Origin of the sequence: Maribacter confluentis (assembly GCF_030505015.1) — a bacterium.
GTDB lineage: Bacteria > Bacteroidota > Bacteroidia > Flavobacteriales > Flavobacteriaceae > Maribacter > Maribacter sedimenticola.
Map to the genome: position 1 here is coordinate 565,509 of NZ_JAUKUC010000001.1, position 17,539 is coordinate 583,047.

Consider the following 17,539-nt stretch of genomic DNA (forward strand, 5'->3'; position numbering starts at 1 on the left):
TTTTTAAAATTTAACATTTAAACTTAATCCGTAACTTCTAGTTGAAGGAAGACCAAAACGCTCTAAACCTGCACCAAAACTAGCGTTGAATGAAGATTCTGGATCAATATCCTGTGTATTTCTCATGATGTAGAACAAGTTTCTGGCTATCAAGGAAATGTTGGCACTCTTTAAGAACGTTTTAGATATTACACTAGATGGCAGATTATAGCCTAAACTAAGTTGTCTAAGTTTAATAAAGTCGGCATCTTGAATATGCGCCTCTGCTATAGAGTATATTCTCTGATAGTAAGAACTTACATTTTCTGGGGCTATAGTAGTAGAGAAAGGCGCTCCTGCAGCATCTACACCACTAACTGACAATCCGTTTTCCCTTCCTTCCAATGTGTTTTTACTTGCACCGTAGTAGGTAGCATAAGCACTGGTACCAGAGGCAATCTCTGCTCCAAATTTAGCATCGATCAAGAAGTTAAGGTTAAAGTCCTTGTAACGGAAGTTATTGGTAAGACCCATTGAGTAAGGTGCTACACCGTTGCCCAAAAATTTATTCTCACCTATGGATGGAGTACCGTTACTGTCATATTGAATTTCACCGGCATCATTTCTTACGAAAGAAGTACCGTAAAGCGCACCAATTGGTTTACCAACTATTGCACCAGACTGAACATTAACACCAGTTGCTTGGTCACCTGCAAATATAGGATTGTCATCAGCATCTGTCTTGACCACCATATTTTCGTTATATCCTAAGTTATAGGTAATGTCCCAATTAAAGTTTTCCGTTCTTACAGGAGCACCGGTCAATAGAAGTTCCACACCTTGGTTGGTTACCTCACCAATGTTGATGACCGCTTTTGTAAATCCTGTAGTTCTTGAAATATCTATAGGCACAATATCATCTGTAGTCTTATTGTTGTAATAAGCAAAATCGATACCAAATCTATTATTGAACATCTTAAGATCAAAACCTATTTCATATTCTGACTTGGAGAATGGCGTAAGGTTGATGTTCGGTAATTTATTGGAATCCGCACCACCTACACCACCAATGGAAACAGGAGTACCCGTAGCAGTATATGTATCATTGATACCATATACCAATGACAATTGATAAGGGTCGTTAGCTCCACCACCTATATCAGAATATCCTGCACGAATTTTACCAAAGGTAATCCAGCTAGGCATTTGAAAGGCATCGGAAAAAATGAAACTTGAACTAACCGATGGATAGAAGTATGAGTTTGGAGATGTTTTCCCTGCCAACGATAATGTAGAGAACCAGTCATTTCTACCGGTAACGGTAAGATATAAATAGCTGTCATAAGAAAGTTCCGTTGAAAAATAAACACCTGATCTTTTATTCTTAGAAAAAGAATATCCGTAGTTTTTTCTAGCAACGTTACCTATGGTCACTAAATCAGGAATTACAAAATCCTGACCATTTAACTCTGTTCTTTCATTGGTGAACGTATTACTGTTGGCCCCTAAAACAATGTTGGTAGCAAACTTCTCCGTAATATCTTTTTCTATACCTAAAATTACGTCCGCATCTACCGTAGATACATTGTATGTAGTTTCGGTCATTCCTCCCAAGTTCTTGTAAGCCGTACCGTAAGGTTCTACATTGGTAATACTTGCAGTATATTGATCAATACCTGCCCTACCCATTGCATATAACCAATCTGTCAATTCATATCTTAAAGTACCGGAACCAATGAACCTGTTTTTATCACTCTCATTGTTAAATCTTTCGGTTACCCAATATGGATTTTGGTGATAGGTACTTGCCGTAGAAATTAAGTATTCTGAACCAACTTCATTGTAACCTGGTCTTGAATCCAAACCTGCAACCGTTGTTCCTTCCTGAAAGAATCCTGGTTGGTAGTCGGCCACATTTACGTTGGCCGGTGATAAGGCAACCGTAAAGTTAGAGTTACCTGGAGAATCTGAAAGTCTTGGTCTGTTCTTAACGTTCTCTATTACATACTTACCGTTAACGTCCAAGGTTAATTTTTCGTTCATCACCACTCCTGCGTTTATAGAGAACGACTTTCTGTTCAAACCTGCATTTGGCGTAATATCAGAGTTAGTTAAATCCGTACCTGAAAACCTAAAGTTATATCCGTCACCAGATTTGCTTACCGCAACCGTATTGGTAAAGGTAGTAGCTGTGTTGAAAAAGTTTTTTACGTTATCTCCAGCATTACTATATGGTCTACTAACACCATCAAACTGAACAACGCTTGAACCATCAAGTTTTGCTCCCCAAGAGTTGATACCGGCATCCAATGCCTCTAATCTATCAGATGGGGCAACGCCATTGGTTCCTTGACCATATTCTTTTTGGAAATCGTACAAATCTGTCATAGCAGATTCCATCAACAATGAACTTGAATATTCAACACCAAAACCATTTTGTTGTTTTCCTGATTTTGTGTTGATGATAATAACACCATTTGCTGCCCTAGATCCGTACAATGCCGCGGCCGCACCACCTTTAAGTACACTCATACTGGCAATATCATCTGGGTTGATACTGGAAATACCATCACCAAAATCCGCCCCGCCCCAACGGCTTGCAGATCCTAAATTCTGGTTGTTGATAGGAATACCATCTACAACATATAAAGGCTGGTTGGTACCACTTGCAGAAGAAGCACCACGAATAACCACGTTACTGGTACCAGAAGCTCCCGTTGCGGACCCGGTAATATTAACACCAGCTACCTTACCTTGTAAGGAATTAATGGCACTTACTGTTTTTACACCGGAAAGCTCACCACCGTCTACCTGTGTAAGGGAGTACCCTAAGGCCTTTTCCTCCTTTTTAATACCCAATGCAGTAACGATTACCTCGCCCAACTGTTCCGCATCCTCTTCCAAGGTTACGTTGATAACTGTTTGGCCAGATACCGCAATTTCCTTTTTGGTATAGCCAATAGAGCTAAATACCAAGGTAGCACCATCGGTAACATTGATGGTATAGTTACCATCAAAATCTGCAGATGTACCATTACTGGTACCCTTTTCTACAACATTCACACCAGGGAGAGGAGAACCCGACTGGTCTGTTATTGTACCTGAAACCGCTTGTGAAAATGCTCCTTGAAAGGACAGCATAGCCACAAACAGCAATACATAGTTGAATTTTTGAATCATTATCGAATTGTTTTAATTAGTTACTTAGTTTAATGTTATCTTAAGGTTTTCTTAATACCAAATATATAGTCTATAGAAACCTTTCAAATGAAGGATATTCGCCATCACTTGTACAATATTTGCAATACCATTTTTTTTCATTTCTGAACCCAACTGATTTTCAGATCAATTCAGATTTTCCTCACCTCCTTCCATTCTGGTTGTGCAACTTGGCTTATATGTTAATTGATTTTAATTTCATCCATGAACAACCATGAACCCCCGTCATTTCCAGGATAGGGACCATTGACCGCATGAATTTTTATATACCTGGTCTTGGTATGGCCAAAAGAAATCTTAACCTCCTGTATTTCATCCGTATTGGCATTTTTAAACGGAATTTCCATGATATCCACTTCTTGAAATTCAATATTGTCCTTGGAAAGGGAAATGGAAATTGCCGTGGGATAGAAAATATCCGGACCTTGGTTTTGTAGAAAACCCAATACGATTTCAGAAATGTCTTTCTGATCCAACAGATCTATGGTCAGCTCCACATCCTTGTTCAGCCAAGCCTGCCATTGTCCGTCGTGAAAATTTTTACTGCCCCGCAACACATTGACCAATGTAGATTCTCCCTCACCTGCATAACTACTATTATATAAGGTATGATATGTAACCTTTGCACCCACACCTTTATGAAAATCATATTGCTGTATAAATAATGGAGAAATAGCTTTACCGTCCTCATAAGCTTTTGCAGTAATCGTTACCGATGAATCAATAGTAACGGGAGCGGTATAGGGTATAAAATTATCGGCATCATGGGCAAATGCATAACGTATATCGGCATCATCAAATTCATTATGCAGTTTAACCGATATTGATTTTGAACCAATGTCCACGGTTGCACTATCCCTAATGGCATACGCACTTTTGGAAACATTGACACCCATGAACTCCAACCTTTCGTTGATTACTTTTAATCGTTCGGAAAAATTGCTCCAATTACGTTGTTCCTTGGTACTCCATAAGGTTTCCGATAAGGCGAGCAACCTAGGAAAAAGCATATATTCAGAATGTTCTTCCGTAGGTATATATTCTGACCATAGATTTGCCTGTCCCCCCATTACAAAAGATTCCTGTTCCTTGGTCATAGTTGGAATTACAGGGTCAAAACCATACACTTTCTTAAGCGGCAGATAACCGCCAATGGCAATGGGCTCCGTATTCTGTGGTCCTTGGTATTGGTCAAAATAACAGAACTCCCCAGGCGTCATTATGACCTTATGCCCTTGTTCTGATGCCTCCATACCTCCTTGTGTTCCACGCCAGCTCATTACTGCAGCGCCTGGTGCCAAACCGCCTTCCAAAATTTCATCCCAACCAATTATCTCCTTGCCTTTAGCATTAATATACTTTTCCATTCTACGGATAAAGTAACTTTGCAATTCTTCTACGGACGCCAACTTTTCTTCTTGCATTCTTTTTTTGCAGTGGGGACAAACTGCCCAATTGGTCTTGGTGGCTTCATCTCCCCCAATATGGATATATGTTCCTGGAAACAAGTCCGCCACCTCATCTATTACATTTTCCAAGAATAGAAATGTTTGTTCCTTGCCAGCGCAATAAATTTCTGTTATTGGCCATACTCCACCGGAAGGTACACCAATAGGATTTTCAAAACAGCTCAACTCAGGATAAGCGGCAATTGCACTCATTACATGTGCAGGCATTTCAATTTCAGGTACTACGGTTATTCCCAATTTATCCGCATAATCAACCACTTCCTTAATTTGTACTTGAGTATAAAATCCACCATAACCAGCTGCTTCACCTGCTTGGGTAACTTTTCTCGAGTTCCAGTGTTTATCTTCCTGATCTGCCCTAAAGCCGCCTATCTCGGTAAGTTTTGGATATTTTTTAATCTCTATGCGCCAACCTTGATCATCTACCAAATGCCAATGAAACGTATTTAATTTTAGGAGGGACATTCGGTCCAAGGTTTTTTTAATATATGCGATATCAAAAAAATGTCTTGAGACATCTAACATTACCCCTCTGTACTCATATCTGGGACTATCCTCAATTTCCATGACCGGAACCGACCAATTTACGTGAGATTGTATTTGTTTGCTTTCCATTTCCTTGGGCAAAAGCAAACGCAAGGATTGCATACCATACACCAAGCCATTTTTGGTTGATGCCTTCAACTGTATATACCCTTCATTGATGGATAGTTTATATGCCTCGGCAGCAAGACTGGTATCTACCATTATTTGTACATAATTGGCCGTGGGAGGGCTAGATACTATGGCCATATCAAAACCTGCGGCAATCTTCAACCTTTGGGACAAGATCAACGTTGGTTCTACATATGCATCATTTTTAACAACCAATACGGTACCTTTATCAAAAGTAAAGTACCCTTGGTCCTTTTTCATTTGGTTGGGCTGTGGAATAATGGCCGAAATACTATTGGCAGGACTTTCAGCTGGGTCATAACACGATGTGAGCACCAACGCCAAACCCATAATAATTAACTGCCGTATTTGTTTCAATCCCACAATACCTTGATTTGCAATACCATTCATACCGTTATGTATTGTATTACTTAGCTTTTGATTCCTTAAAATCCTTTATCATCTTCCATTGGGCTTCGGTAATTGCCGGACCATCAAAGAAGGATACGCCCTTGGCCCCGTTCTTTTGTGCATATTTCATGGCACTCAACAATTCTTCCGGTTGCATATCCGGTACATAAATACCTGTATGTAATTCCACATTACGCTTCTCAAGATCATTCACCCCTTGCCCTGTTGCATAACCTATCCAATCTATTTCCTCATTATAAAATTGATTGTATATCATAGGCAAGACGGCGTCAATATTCCATTTATCCCAACGTTGGCGTACCATATGGTCTGCCATTTCCGGATACGGAAATACGGCTGCAGTTAATTTTTTACCATTTTTATGTGCAATTTCATAAGAGGCATCCACCACTGCCTTTACCCTGTTCAACCTAAAATTTTTCCATTCCATATCAATGGCAGGATTATCAAAATCGTTAGGGTTCTTATGGTGCATTTTTTCAAAGGTTGACGTACAAACCTCACAATAACAAAAATCATAGGTAGGTAGCTCTACCTCTTGCTGTAAGTTATATTTTGGTAATAGACCTATTGGCAAGAAAATGTCCGAATAGCGTATATAATCCAAATGTACACTGGCCACACCATCGACCTTAGACAAGCCTTCTACCAAGCTTAAAATGTGCTCTCTAGATTCCTTTCTGGTAGGACAAAGCCACTTATAATATCCTACATAAGGCGGTTCATCATAACATGATTTCCCATCCCTACTTACCGCATACCACTCTGGGTGTTGCTCCGCAATCTTATCTCCTGGTCTATTCATGGTAAACATCCATGCATGCACTTCTAACCCCATACCTAAGGCCAACGGTGTCAATCTCGCCAAAAGTTCAGGATCAGTGTAGGTATTGATCAATACGGCATCTATGCCATTATCCGCGTATTTGGCAAACTCTTCTACATAGGAATCATCTGTACGGGACGCGTCTGCGGTTATCCAAGTCCAAAATTTAAATGGGCCGGACTCCTCTTTCTCCAATAGTGCCGTTTCCTTTTCTTCCTTATTCCCATTGCATGAGACCATAAAAACACTTAAAAGAATACAGGACATGATCATGCCCACATTATCTCTGTTCAATAAATTTCCCATCTGTATCTATCACTAATTGTTTACCACTAAAAGGACTCTTGGTATAAACCAAATAACCCTTTAATTCCTTTTTAATTTCTACTACTATAGATTTACCCTTTATCTCCTTGGGCGGATAAGTAAAATTTTCCATTTCATTTTCCTGTATCATTTTGCGATATATTTCATACATATACCACTTTATATAGTCATCATCTGGAATGACCACCTTATCCTGTTGTAAATTTTGTTCCGCAAAGTAAATATAGCCCCATCGTTCCGGTTCATGCATATTTATGACTTCTTGAGGGCTCCATACCCAGTTGTATTCCGGTTCATATTGACCATTTTCTTTTTTCTTCCTGCCATAACGATCGTTCTCCAGATCAAACTGCCAATTGACCCTAGAAAAATTTATTCTCCAAAACTGGTCCTTAGGTGGTACTGCTCCTTTACTGGCCTCTCCCAACACATTCCATGGTATGGATATCTCAACGGCCCATCCTTTATCACGATCTTTTGAATTGTTTAAGGTGCCATTAATATGCACAGCAGATTTTACACCCTCCATATTCCAGTGATTCAATACATTACCTTGGTTTCGGTATGGTTTGGTGAGGTACAGATCCCAAATAGTATTTAAAACATTAATTTCAAATTCCATATAATTATGGGTATCCCCATCTGGATCTATAAATATTTCAAAATCGTTATTGTAGAAAATAACCGTATCGCGCTGTTTTAACGTTCCCCAGATATGGGGTTCTTCCATTTCCGCATAAAAATGCAAATAGGTATCGTCCCATACCATCTTTACCCGTGTTCTGTATTTAGGCGTTAGGGTTCCTTCTATATCTATAAAATCCGAGGTCCATTTTGCATTTTTCCATGCGACTTCATTAGCAAGTCCGTCAATGGTCAGTTGCCCCTTAGCCTTAACGGCTACGTAAGTCTTGGGTACTTGTTGGGCAGTTCCCGTACATGCAAAAAGGATGCATGTTACCATGGTAATGAACAGGTTTGGTGTTTTTGGCATTAAGATTAGTTAGTTGGTCTGTTTAAAGCTAGAACCGCTTTCATATCAATTTTCAGAAATCTGATTATGACGTCTAGAAGACGGCAAATTTAGGTAACGTCCAATAAAAATTAACAGCGGTACTCTCAAATATTGGAAACCATTTGTTATTATCGCATAAAATTTAGACCAACAACGGGTTTAGAAAGTCGAATACAGTATTTGAATAGCGTAAATTAATGGCCGCAAAGAAGAAAATAAATGACATTATAGAAAGTAAAGGCTCCGAGAGTTATAAAATTCATTACAAATATCATATCATCTTCTGGTCTATTTATATATTGTTCAACACATTACGTTGGGGAAGCTTACATAACGACTATATTTATTCTATCAAAACCAATTTAATAGGGTTTCCCATACACATGGCATTGGCATACTTCAATGTATATTTTCTAATGCCGGTTTTCGTTTTTAACAAACGATATTCGGAATACACCCTGGCCATTTTAGGGTCATTGGCGCTTATGCTTGTCGTAAAATTTAATTTAACCTACTATTTGATCGACACCAATGTAATGCCAGAGGCTTCTGAAGTAGTCAACAGTATCACCCTTAATTATGCCATTGTTACCATGTTCGGTGAGCTGTATGTAGTATCCTTCGTTACGGCCATAAAAATTACCATAGATTGGCTAAGGGAACACCAAAAGCTTCATGAATTGGAAACCAGGCAATTAACATCTGAACTAAGTTTTTTACGATCACAGGTATCTCCCCATTTCTTCTTCAATACCTTGAACAATATTTACTCACTGACATTGGAAAAATCAGATAGGGCACCAGAAGTGGTTTTAAAACTATCTGAATTAATGCGTTACCTTTTATATGCAGCAAGGAAAAACAAACAGGATCTACAGAGTGAAATTGAATTGATACAGAACTATCTTGATCTGGAAAAAATAAGGTTTAATGACTCCCTGACCATTAATTTGAACATAACGGGCAATCTTGACAATAAACGTATTGCACCTATGCTGTTGATCCCTTTTGTAGAAAATAGCTTTAAACATGGCGCCAATAAGACTATTGAACCCTTGACCATAGATATTAATATTTCCGTCAAGGAAAAAAAACTATATTTTGAAATCGCCAATCCTATACCCGAAACCTTGGTCACGAACAGATTGGCCGAGGAAGAAGGCGGTATTGGCCTTTCTAACGTTAAAAAACGGTTGGAACTGGGATACCGGCCAGATGAATACGAACTGAACATTACAACTACAAATAATATATTTAAAGTGTTTTTAAAATTGAACGTATGAAGAATTTAAAAGCTGTAATTATAGATGATGAACCATTAGCGGTCAATGTTATTAAAAAATATATTAAAGAGGTCAAGGAGCTTGAGCTCTTTAAAACCTTTACCAATGCCGTAGAGGCATCTTCCTTTGTACAAAAAAATCCAGTGGACATCCTATTTCTGGATATTAATATGCCAATACTCAACGGACTGGATTTTTTGGAAAATCTAACGAACAGACCAATGGTAATCATTACCACGGCCCATGAGGAATATGCACTTAATTGTTACGAACTAGAGGCTATAGATTATTTGGTAAAACCTATACCTTTTCCAAGATTTCTAAAAGCCGTTAATCGGGTACTGGAATTAAAGACCAGTACCAAGGAAATTGTTTCGGAAAAAGAAGAGGTAGACCATCTTTTTATAAAAATAGACAAGAAAAAGCATCAAAAAATATACTTTGCCGACATCAGCATTGTAGAGAGCTTAAAAGATTATATAAGGATAAAAACAACCAAAGGAAATTTCATTGCCCATAGGACCTTGAGTAGTTTTACAGACGAGCTGCCTTCGCATAAATTCATAAGAATCCATAGATCGTTTACCGTAGCACTGGACAAAGTAGAATTCATTGAAGGTAACAGCCTATCTATTGAGGGGGTAAGATATACCATAGGCAGAAGCTATATTGAAGATGTAAAAAAAGCCATTTTTATGTAATCTAAGGATTAGCAGTATCTTTATTCGGAAATTTAAAGGTATAATTTAAACAAATCTGTATTTCCAAATTCATTAAACATATTGTTTGAAATTACATCTACTACATAAAAATTTAAGGTCCAACGTTTTATTTTCTTCATTTACCGGAGATGAATTTTTAAAACTATGGCATTACCACCCTGAACTGGAACTTGTATATATAGTTTCTGGAAAGGGCACTTTATATGTAGGAGATTTCATTGGAAATTTTGAAAGCAACAACATTTTCCTAATAGGCTCCAACATTCCCCATATGTTTGACAGTGCCCCTAATTTTGAAGGTGAATCCTCTTCTATAGTGGTACACCTTAATTATGATTTTTTAAAAAAATTGGGACAGTTGGGAGAAGAATTCAATTACATAAATTCATTACTGCTTTTAAGCAACCGGGGCCTAAAATTCAACACCAAGGAAAGCCAAAAATTCAAATACCTTTTTCATGAATTGGCAGAAACCTCCTCAGATGAAAAAGTATTGCAGACCTTAAAAATTTTATATCGTTTGTCCTTAATTGAAAATCTAGCCAAATTAGGCAGTATTGAGTGGATAGAGCAAATTAATATTGCTGATGACCGTATTAATACCGTTATAGAATATATCATGATGAATTTCAAGAACGAAATTCAATTAAATGAAATTGCTGAAATGGTAGCCATGAACAAAACAGCATTTTGTCGCTACTTTAAACAGAACACCCAAAAAACATTCGTGAATTTTTTAAATGGCGTACGTATTAATTATGCATGCAAATTACTTAAGGAAAACAATGCCTCTAATACCATTTCAATGGCATGCTATAATTCCGGATTTAACAGTCTATCCTATTTCAACCGTATTTTTAAAAAAAATATAGGATGTGCGCCTTCTGAATACCGATAGACTTTATACCCTTTTCTCTATATAATTTTGACTTAAAACATAGGAGGCATTCATATTTTGCACAATTTGTATTGGTTTAGGTAAAAATTTAGTTTGAATTCTTTTATTATTCCATTTATTTTGGCCTCAAATTTTAAGCTTGTCCATAAGCATTGAAAAAAAAATCAAATCTATAATTTAATGTACAGACCTAATATTTCACTTAGTTCCCCCTATCTCCTGTTAGTACTTTGTTTTTGCATTCTTTTCATACAAAGTTGTTCGCAAAAAAATGATACTATATTGGTGTTTAGCAAAACCCAAGGTTTTAGGCACGGGTCTATTGAAGCAGGAAACCTTGCATTGCAAAAATTAGGCACGGAAAATGGATTTAAGGTCGTTACTACCGAAGATGCCGACTATATCGTAGAGGACTCCTTAAAAAGCTATGCTGCGGTAATATTCAACAATACTACTAGGAATATATTAAATGACGTTCAGCAAGCAGATTTTGAACGCTACATCCAGGCTGGCGGTGGTTTTGTTGGTATCCATGCCGCCACGGATACCGAGTATGATTGGCCATGGTACAATAAACTTGTGGGTGCTGTCTTTAACGACCATCCGCGCATACAAGAAGCCAAATTGAATATTGAAAACAATGCTCACCCGTCTACACAACATTTAGGGGAAAAATGGTCCAAGAGCGATGAGTGGTACAATTTTAAAAATATCAATCCAAATATAAATGTCCTGATTTCTATTGACGAAAACAGTTATGAGGGCGGTACAAATCCTGAGGGCCATCCCATAGCATGGTATCACGCATATGATGGCGGTAGGGCCTTCTATACCGAGATGGGACATACCAATGAGACTTTTGAGGACCCGTTATTTTTGAAGCATCTATTTGGCGGTATTACCTATGCCATAGGCGATGCTACCTTAGATTATTCCCTAGCCACTACGGACAGGGTGCCGCCAGAGGACCGCTTTGTTAAGAACGTATTGGATTTTAACCTAAATGAGCCCATGGAGCTCGACGAGTTGCCCGGAAGGGGAATTTTGTTCATTGAACGCCACGGTACTTTGAAGCTTTTTGATTTTGAAACGGAACAAACAAAGACCATTGCACAGCTAAATTTGTTCTATGGCAACGAAGATGGATTATTGGGACTGGCAGTAGGCCCCAATTACCTTGAGAACAATTGGGTATATCTGTTATATTCCAACAAAGGGGATATTTCCAAACAACATGTATCCCGTTTTACCTTAAAGGATGACATCCTTGATCTGGAATCCGAAAAAATTCTACTGGAAATTCCTACGGACAGGCAGTGTTGCCATAGTGGTGGCGCCTTGGAATTTGGTCCTGACGGAACCCTTTTTATAGCCCTTGGCGATAATACCAATCCTTTTGAATCTTCAGGATTCTCACCTATGGACGAAAGGTTGGACCGTGCAGGGTTCGATGCCCAGCGCTCTGCCGCCAATACCAATGACCTTAGGGGAAAAATATTGCGGATAAAACCAGAGGAAGATGGTAGCTACACTATCCCAAAAGGCAATCTGTTTCCCGTAGGTACGGAAAAAACAAGACCGGAAATCTATGCTATGGGACTAAGAAACCCTTTTAGACATTCTATAGATAGCAAAACTGGAATTCTATATTGGGGAGATATAGGTCCAGATGCAGGTAAGGCTGATCCCAACAGGGGACCTAGCGGAATGGGAGAATACAACCAAGCCAAAAATGCAGGTTTTTGGGGCTGGCCTTTTACTAGAGGGTACAATGAAGCATACAATGATTTTGATTTTACGACCAATATGTCAGGTGCAAAATTTGACCCAGATAACCTTATCAATGATTCCCCACATAATACGGGTATCCAGAAATTACCTCCGGCACAAAAATCCATGATTCCTATGACCTATTATAGATCAGAAGAATTTCCATGGATGGGCCAAGGAGGAATCAACCCTATGGCAGGCCCCGTATTTCATAAAACGGATATGCCCAACGCAGAAAATCTATGGCCTCCTTACTATGAAGACAAATGGTTTGTTTATGAATGGATGAGAGATTGGATTTATGTGATCACTCTAGATAAGGAGTACAATTATGTTAAAGCCGATGCCTTTATGCCCAATGAGGAATTCTCCCATCCTATGGATATGATCTTTGCGTCCAATGGCAATATGTATATTCTGGAATATGGTCAAAAATGGAACTCCCAAAACCTGGACGCCAGATTGAGCAGCATATCGTATATCAAAGGCAATAGGGAGCCGGTCGCAAAATTTACACACGACAAAACTGTAGGTGCGGCACCGTTGACCGTTGCTTTCTCAGCAGAAAACTCAAAAGATTTTGACCATGATGCGCTTACATATGACTGGTATTTTACAGGAGATTCTCCTCAATCGCAAGAAATGAATACCGAGTATACCTTTACCGAAGACGGAATTTACAATGTAACCTTAAAGGTAACGGACAGCAAAGGAAACACAGCGTCTGCCAACACGAAAATTTTGGTCGGTAACGACGCCCCTACCCTAAACATACAAATAGCCAACAATGACACTATATACTGGGATGGAAAAAAAATAGATTATACCATTATCGTAGAAGATAAACAGGATGGCTCTACTGCTGATCAAACCATTGCCGCAGAAGATGTAAAGGTAACTTTTGACTACATACCGGAAGGCCGTGATTTCGTTATAGCCACTTTAGGGCACCAACGCAATCTTGAACCCATTGGCAAAAAGGCCATTGAAGTTTCCGACTGTAAAGCATGCCATGCCGTTAAGGAAAAAGTCAACGGTCCAAGTTATATAGACATTGCAAAGCGTTATGGCGCGGAAGATACCGGTTATTTGGTCTCTAAGATCATAAAAGGCGGTGGTGGTGCCTGGGGAGAAAATGCTATGTCCGCCCATCCCCAGCTTACCGTAGAGGAAGTTACGCAAATGGTAGATTACATCCTTAGTCTAAAACCACAAAAAAAGACAGGCCAGAAATCATTGCCGTTGTCCGGAACCATTACATTCAACGATCATTTAGGTAAGGCAGGTGAAGGTAATTATGTACTTATGGCTTCCTACCGGGACAAGGGCAACAAAACCCAACCTAACTCTGAACTTACCGTTAGCGAACAGGTCATCTTTAAAAGTCAAAAAATTGAAGCAGAAAACGCCAACGAAATCAAAGAGGGCACGGGTACCTGGAGTACAAGCAAATCTCGGGTTGTGGGTGTTTTACAGCATGGGGCATATCTAAAGTTCAATGCTATTTCTTTTCAGGACCTAGAGCATTTAAAGTTTGCCGCCTTCTATAATATGGATCAAGAATTCAAAGGTATCATGGAGGTTCGTGAAAATAGTATGGACGGACCATTGATAGGCAAGCAATATCTAGAACATAATGGTAAGGAAGAAACCATTTACTATACCATTCCTATATCCCCTAATGTTGAAAAGGCCGATCTGGTCCTTGTTTTTAAGAACGAACAGGACACCACTCAAAATATTTGCCATGCAGACTGGATTTCATTTGACTATAAACGATAACACAGTATGGTAATGTAAGAGGGCTTCAAACTTTTTGAAGCCTTTTTTATGCATTGATTATTCCGTTATTGGCCAGATACTATACGCCCATCCTCCATTTCAATGATATAGTCCGTTCGTTTGGCAAAATCTTCGTCATGGGTTACCACTAACAAAGATAGCCCTTCCTCTTCCTTTAATCTTTTAAAAATATTGAACACATTGTCAGAGTTATAACTATCCAAATTACCGGTAGGTTCATCCCCCATTAATATAGAGGGATTATTGATCAATGCCCTGGCAATCGCAACCCGTTGTTTTTCACCACCAGAAATGCGCGACGCCTTTTGCTTTGCCAATTTTTCAATTCCTAGCATGCTTAATTTTTCATAGGCGTCATTCTCTATTTCCATATTGGACTTACGGGCCAATTTTTTAGCGGGTAGCATTACATTTTCCAATACACTAAATTCCGATAACAAATAATGGAACTGAAATACGAAACCAATATGTTCATTTCTAATTCTGGAAAGTTCAGATGCAGGTTTACCCGTTACTAAGGTATCGTTTAAGAATAACTCTCCGGTGTAATCCGTATCCATTGTTGAAAGTATATACAATAAAGTAGATTTCCCAGACCCAGACTTTCCCATAATTGATGCAAACTCTCCTTCTTTTATGGCAAAGGAAATATCCCTTAGGACATGAAAATCCTTAGGTTTCAAAAAATGCTTATTGATATTTTTTGCTTCTAACACATTATTCATTCCTACACTATGTTAAGTACCTCTAATAATTTTTACCGGATCAATATGCTTTGCCTTATTGGATGGCAGCCAGCCCGCAATACAGGTAGAGATCAGCGCAAACACAATACCTATGATATAGTAGGTAACACTAAAATTTACCGGATACGTATTTATGGTTGGCAGCGCTTCAGTCTCAAAAGGTAGACCATCAATGATTACAGAAAGCACATAGCCCAATACCAAACCTAAAATGCCTCCTACTATACCAATAATCATTGCTTGACTCATAAATATAAATTGAACATCCGTACCTGAAAAACCTGTAGCTTTTAAAATTGCTATATCCTTCATTTTTTCATAAATGAGCATATTAAGGATATTATAAATACCAAAACCCGCAACGATGAGCAAGGTGATGGATACGGCATAGGTAATTAAATTTCTAATATTTGAACCGGTCTCAAATTGTGCATTGGCCTCATTGATGTCCGTGGCCGTAACATTAAATTGCTTTTCAAGAAATTCTGCCAATTGTGGTGATTGTTCAATATCGTAAAGCTTAATATTGATGTCGGTTATATAATTTTGAGATTCACCCAGAATACGTTGTACCGTTTTTAAATTGCAAAAACTCTGAACATTATCCACATCCGCAATACCGCTTTGATAGAGGCCTACAATTTTAAGGGGCACAAGTGCCCCGGCTACCGTGCTCACTTGCACCCTATCTCCTACAGATAAGGACATTTTATCTGCCAACCCGGCACCCAATAAGATTCCTTTATCCATATTTTTTAATGCTTCTGGCGAACCCTGAACAATGTAATCGCGCATATTGGACAATCTGGTTTCTTCCATAATATCCACACCTACTATACTGCCCCCCAGTTCAATAGACCCGGATAGGTAAAAAATCTGTGCGCGTACTTGGGGAGTGGCCCCCTTTACTACATCTTTATTTTTTAGATAATTAAGTATTGGTAGCGCATTGTGAATTTTCTTTTGCCCCTGTTTGGGTTTAATGGAACTTATTATATGCACCGAGTTTTCAAATTCTTCATAGAGTGAAATAGGTTGATCTTTTGTTGGTGCAATTTCATTGTATAAATGAATATGGGGAGTTTGGTTTAAAATTAAACTGTCCAGCATAGTATTGAGTCCGGTCATAAAACTGACCAAGGTGATATAGGCCCCAATACCAAATGTTACTCCCAAAGCTGCCGTTACGGTGGATTTCATCTTGGTTAAAAGATGTGTTTTGGCAATATTTAAAATTACCTTCCAGTTTATCATTGCGTTGGCTTAATTATCAAGGTGGTTTCCGTTATACCGGACAGAATTTCTACCTGTTCTAAATTTTGTAACCCTACCTCAACATCTATATCCCCTTTTGGCGTCATAACCTTGTTGCCGTCCATCAAATAATCACGCGGTATGGTAAGAACGTCTTTCTTTTGGGCTATTACAATATTTGCTTCACCGGCCAATCCTGGGTACAGTAATTTAGGTGGTTCGTTGAATAATGCCTCAATTTTAAAGGTCTGCAATCGCTCTTCTTTTTGCGGGTAAATCTTACTTACCCTTGCAGTATATATTTCATTGGGATATGCCTCTAAAACAATAAGTACCTGCTGATTTAATTGTATTTTGATGATATCTACCTCATCAATCAACATTTCAATTATAAAATCATTGGCACTACCAATGGTACCAAGCGGCTCTACGGTGCTAACCAGTTCCCCAGGTTCCTTATATAGTGCGTATACCCTTCCTGCAATTCTGCTATTTACCGTAAAATCATCTGTGGTTATCTTGTTAGATTGGTAACTGTTCTTTGCCTGTACCATTTTCGTTTCCAATTCAAAACGCGTTCTGGCATAACGTGCTTTTAAAGTTTTATGTTGATTTTGCGATAGTTGAAAAGCCAACATTTTGGTGTCATACTCGGCTTTGGAACCAATTCCTTGTTCCCATAGGCGTTGCTGCCTGCTAAAATTAAGAGAATCGTTCAAGTATTTTAATCTAGCCGCATAAACCTCGTCTTCAATCTCTTTTAAAACTGCGGCATTACCTTCTAAATTCTCTTTGGATTGTCTTAATGCCAAGTAGGCATTCTCGGTCTGTAGTTGTGGGGCACGATCAATAATTTGAAGAATGGGGTCACCTTTTTGAACCAGATCTCCCTCTTCTTTAAAGTTATTGTCCAAAATACCACCTACCGCGGCGTATAGTTGGTATAAACTGTCCGGCTGTATAGTTGCGGATGCATACACGGACATGGTAAGGGTCGTTCTTTTAGGTAAAATGTTATCTTCATAACCTTGACAACCCCCAATTAACAATGAAAGAGCTATAATTTTAAAAAAGCGCATATTTCTTAGATTACCTTAACCAAAGTAACTACTAAAGAATATGTTAGCCTATGAGTAAAATCA

Annotated in this window: 11 protein-coding genes; 4 read left to right on the forward strand and 7 right to left on the reverse strand. The window is 38.6% G+C overall.

What is annotated here, in order from left to right:
* Window positions 1-3: 3 nt before the first annotated feature.
* The 4 genes from Q2T41_RS02665 to Q2T41_RS02680 all read right to left on the reverse strand — a co-directional run bounded on the left by Q2T41_RS02665 (window position 4) and on the right by Q2T41_RS02680 (window position 7,900).
* Complete coding sequence (locus Q2T41_RS02665) at window positions 4-3,159, reverse strand: SusC/RagA family TonB-linked outer membrane protein (RefSeq protein ID WP_304434829.1); 3,156 nt, start codon at window positions 3,157-3,159, stop codon at window positions 4-6.
* Window positions 3,160-3,380: 221 nt separating this feature from the next.
* The gene (locus tag Q2T41_RS02670; protein ID WP_304434830.1) at window positions 3,381-5,732 is read right to left on the reverse strand and encodes a glycoside hydrolase family 20 protein; all 2,352 of its coding nucleotides are present in this window, start codon (window positions 5,730-5,732) and stop codon (window positions 3,381-3,383) included.
* A 16-nt stretch (window positions 5,733-5,748) separates the two neighbouring features.
* Window positions 5,749-6,885, reverse strand: a complete 1,137-nt coding sequence (locus Q2T41_RS02675; RefSeq protein ID WP_304434831.1) for a glycoside hydrolase family protein — start codon at window positions 6,883-6,885, stop codon at window positions 5,749-5,751.
* Window positions 6,860-7,900 (reverse strand): carbohydrate-binding family 9-like protein, encoded by a 1,041-nt coding sequence (locus tag Q2T41_RS02680; protein WP_304434832.1) that lies wholly within the window; start codon window positions 7,898-7,900, stop codon window positions 6,860-6,862. The genes Q2T41_RS02675 and Q2T41_RS02680 overlap by 26 nt, the downstream gene beginning before the upstream one ends.
* Window positions 7,901-8,118: 218 nt before the next feature.
* Here Q2T41_RS02680 and Q2T41_RS02685 point away from each other — a divergent pair, with 218 nt between their 5' ends.
* The 4 genes from Q2T41_RS02685 to Q2T41_RS02700 all read left to right on the forward strand — a co-directional run bounded on the left by Q2T41_RS02685 (window position 8,119) and on the right by Q2T41_RS02700 (window position 14,376).
* Window positions 8,119-9,204 (forward strand): sensor histidine kinase, encoded by a 1,086-nt coding sequence (locus tag Q2T41_RS02685; protein ID WP_304434833.1) that lies wholly within the window; start codon window positions 8,119-8,121, stop codon window positions 9,202-9,204.
* Window positions 9,201-9,905, forward strand: coding sequence for a LytR/AlgR family response regulator transcription factor (locus Q2T41_RS02690; RefSeq protein ID WP_304434834.1), 705 nt, complete (start codon window positions 9,201-9,203; stop codon window positions 9,903-9,905). The genes Q2T41_RS02685 and Q2T41_RS02690 overlap by 4 nt, the downstream gene beginning before the upstream one ends.
* An 85-nt stretch (window positions 9,906-9,990) precedes the next feature.
* The gene (locus Q2T41_RS02695; protein ID WP_304434835.1) at window positions 9,991-10,824 is read left to right on the forward strand and encodes an AraC family transcriptional regulator; all 834 of its coding nucleotides are present in this window, start codon (window positions 9,991-9,993) and stop codon (window positions 10,822-10,824) included.
* Between the two features lie 285 nt (window positions 10,825-11,109).
* The gene (locus tag Q2T41_RS02700) at window positions 11,110-14,376 is read left to right on the forward strand and encodes a ThuA domain-containing protein (protein WP_304434836.1); all 3,267 of its coding nucleotides are present in this window, start codon (window positions 11,110-11,112) and stop codon (window positions 14,374-14,376) included.
* Window positions 14,377-14,441: 65 nt separating this feature from the next.
* Here Q2T41_RS02700 and Q2T41_RS02705 read toward each other — a convergent pair whose 3' ends face one another.
* Genes Q2T41_RS02705 through Q2T41_RS02715 form a run of 3 tightly spaced genes read right to left on the reverse strand, consistent with a single transcriptional unit; the run spans window position 14,442 to window position 17,476 of the window.
* Window positions 14,442-15,122 carry an ABC transporter ATP-binding protein gene (locus tag Q2T41_RS02705; RefSeq protein ID WP_304434837.1) on the reverse strand — a complete coding sequence of 227 codons (681 nt, stop codon included), beginning with the start codon at window positions 15,120-15,122 and terminating at the stop codon, window positions 14,442-14,444.
* 12 nt (window positions 15,123-15,134) lie between these two features.
* Window positions 15,135-16,397 carry an ABC transporter permease gene (locus tag Q2T41_RS02710; protein ID WP_304434838.1) on the reverse strand — a complete coding sequence of 421 codons (1,263 nt, stop codon included), beginning with the start codon at window positions 16,395-16,397 and terminating at the stop codon, window positions 15,135-15,137.
* Window positions 16,394-17,476, reverse strand: coding sequence for an efflux RND transporter periplasmic adaptor subunit (locus tag Q2T41_RS02715; protein WP_304434839.1), 1,083 nt, complete (start codon window positions 17,474-17,476; stop codon window positions 16,394-16,396). The genes Q2T41_RS02710 and Q2T41_RS02715 overlap by 4 nt, the downstream gene beginning before the upstream one ends.
* Window positions 17,477-17,539 lie beyond the last annotated feature (63 nt).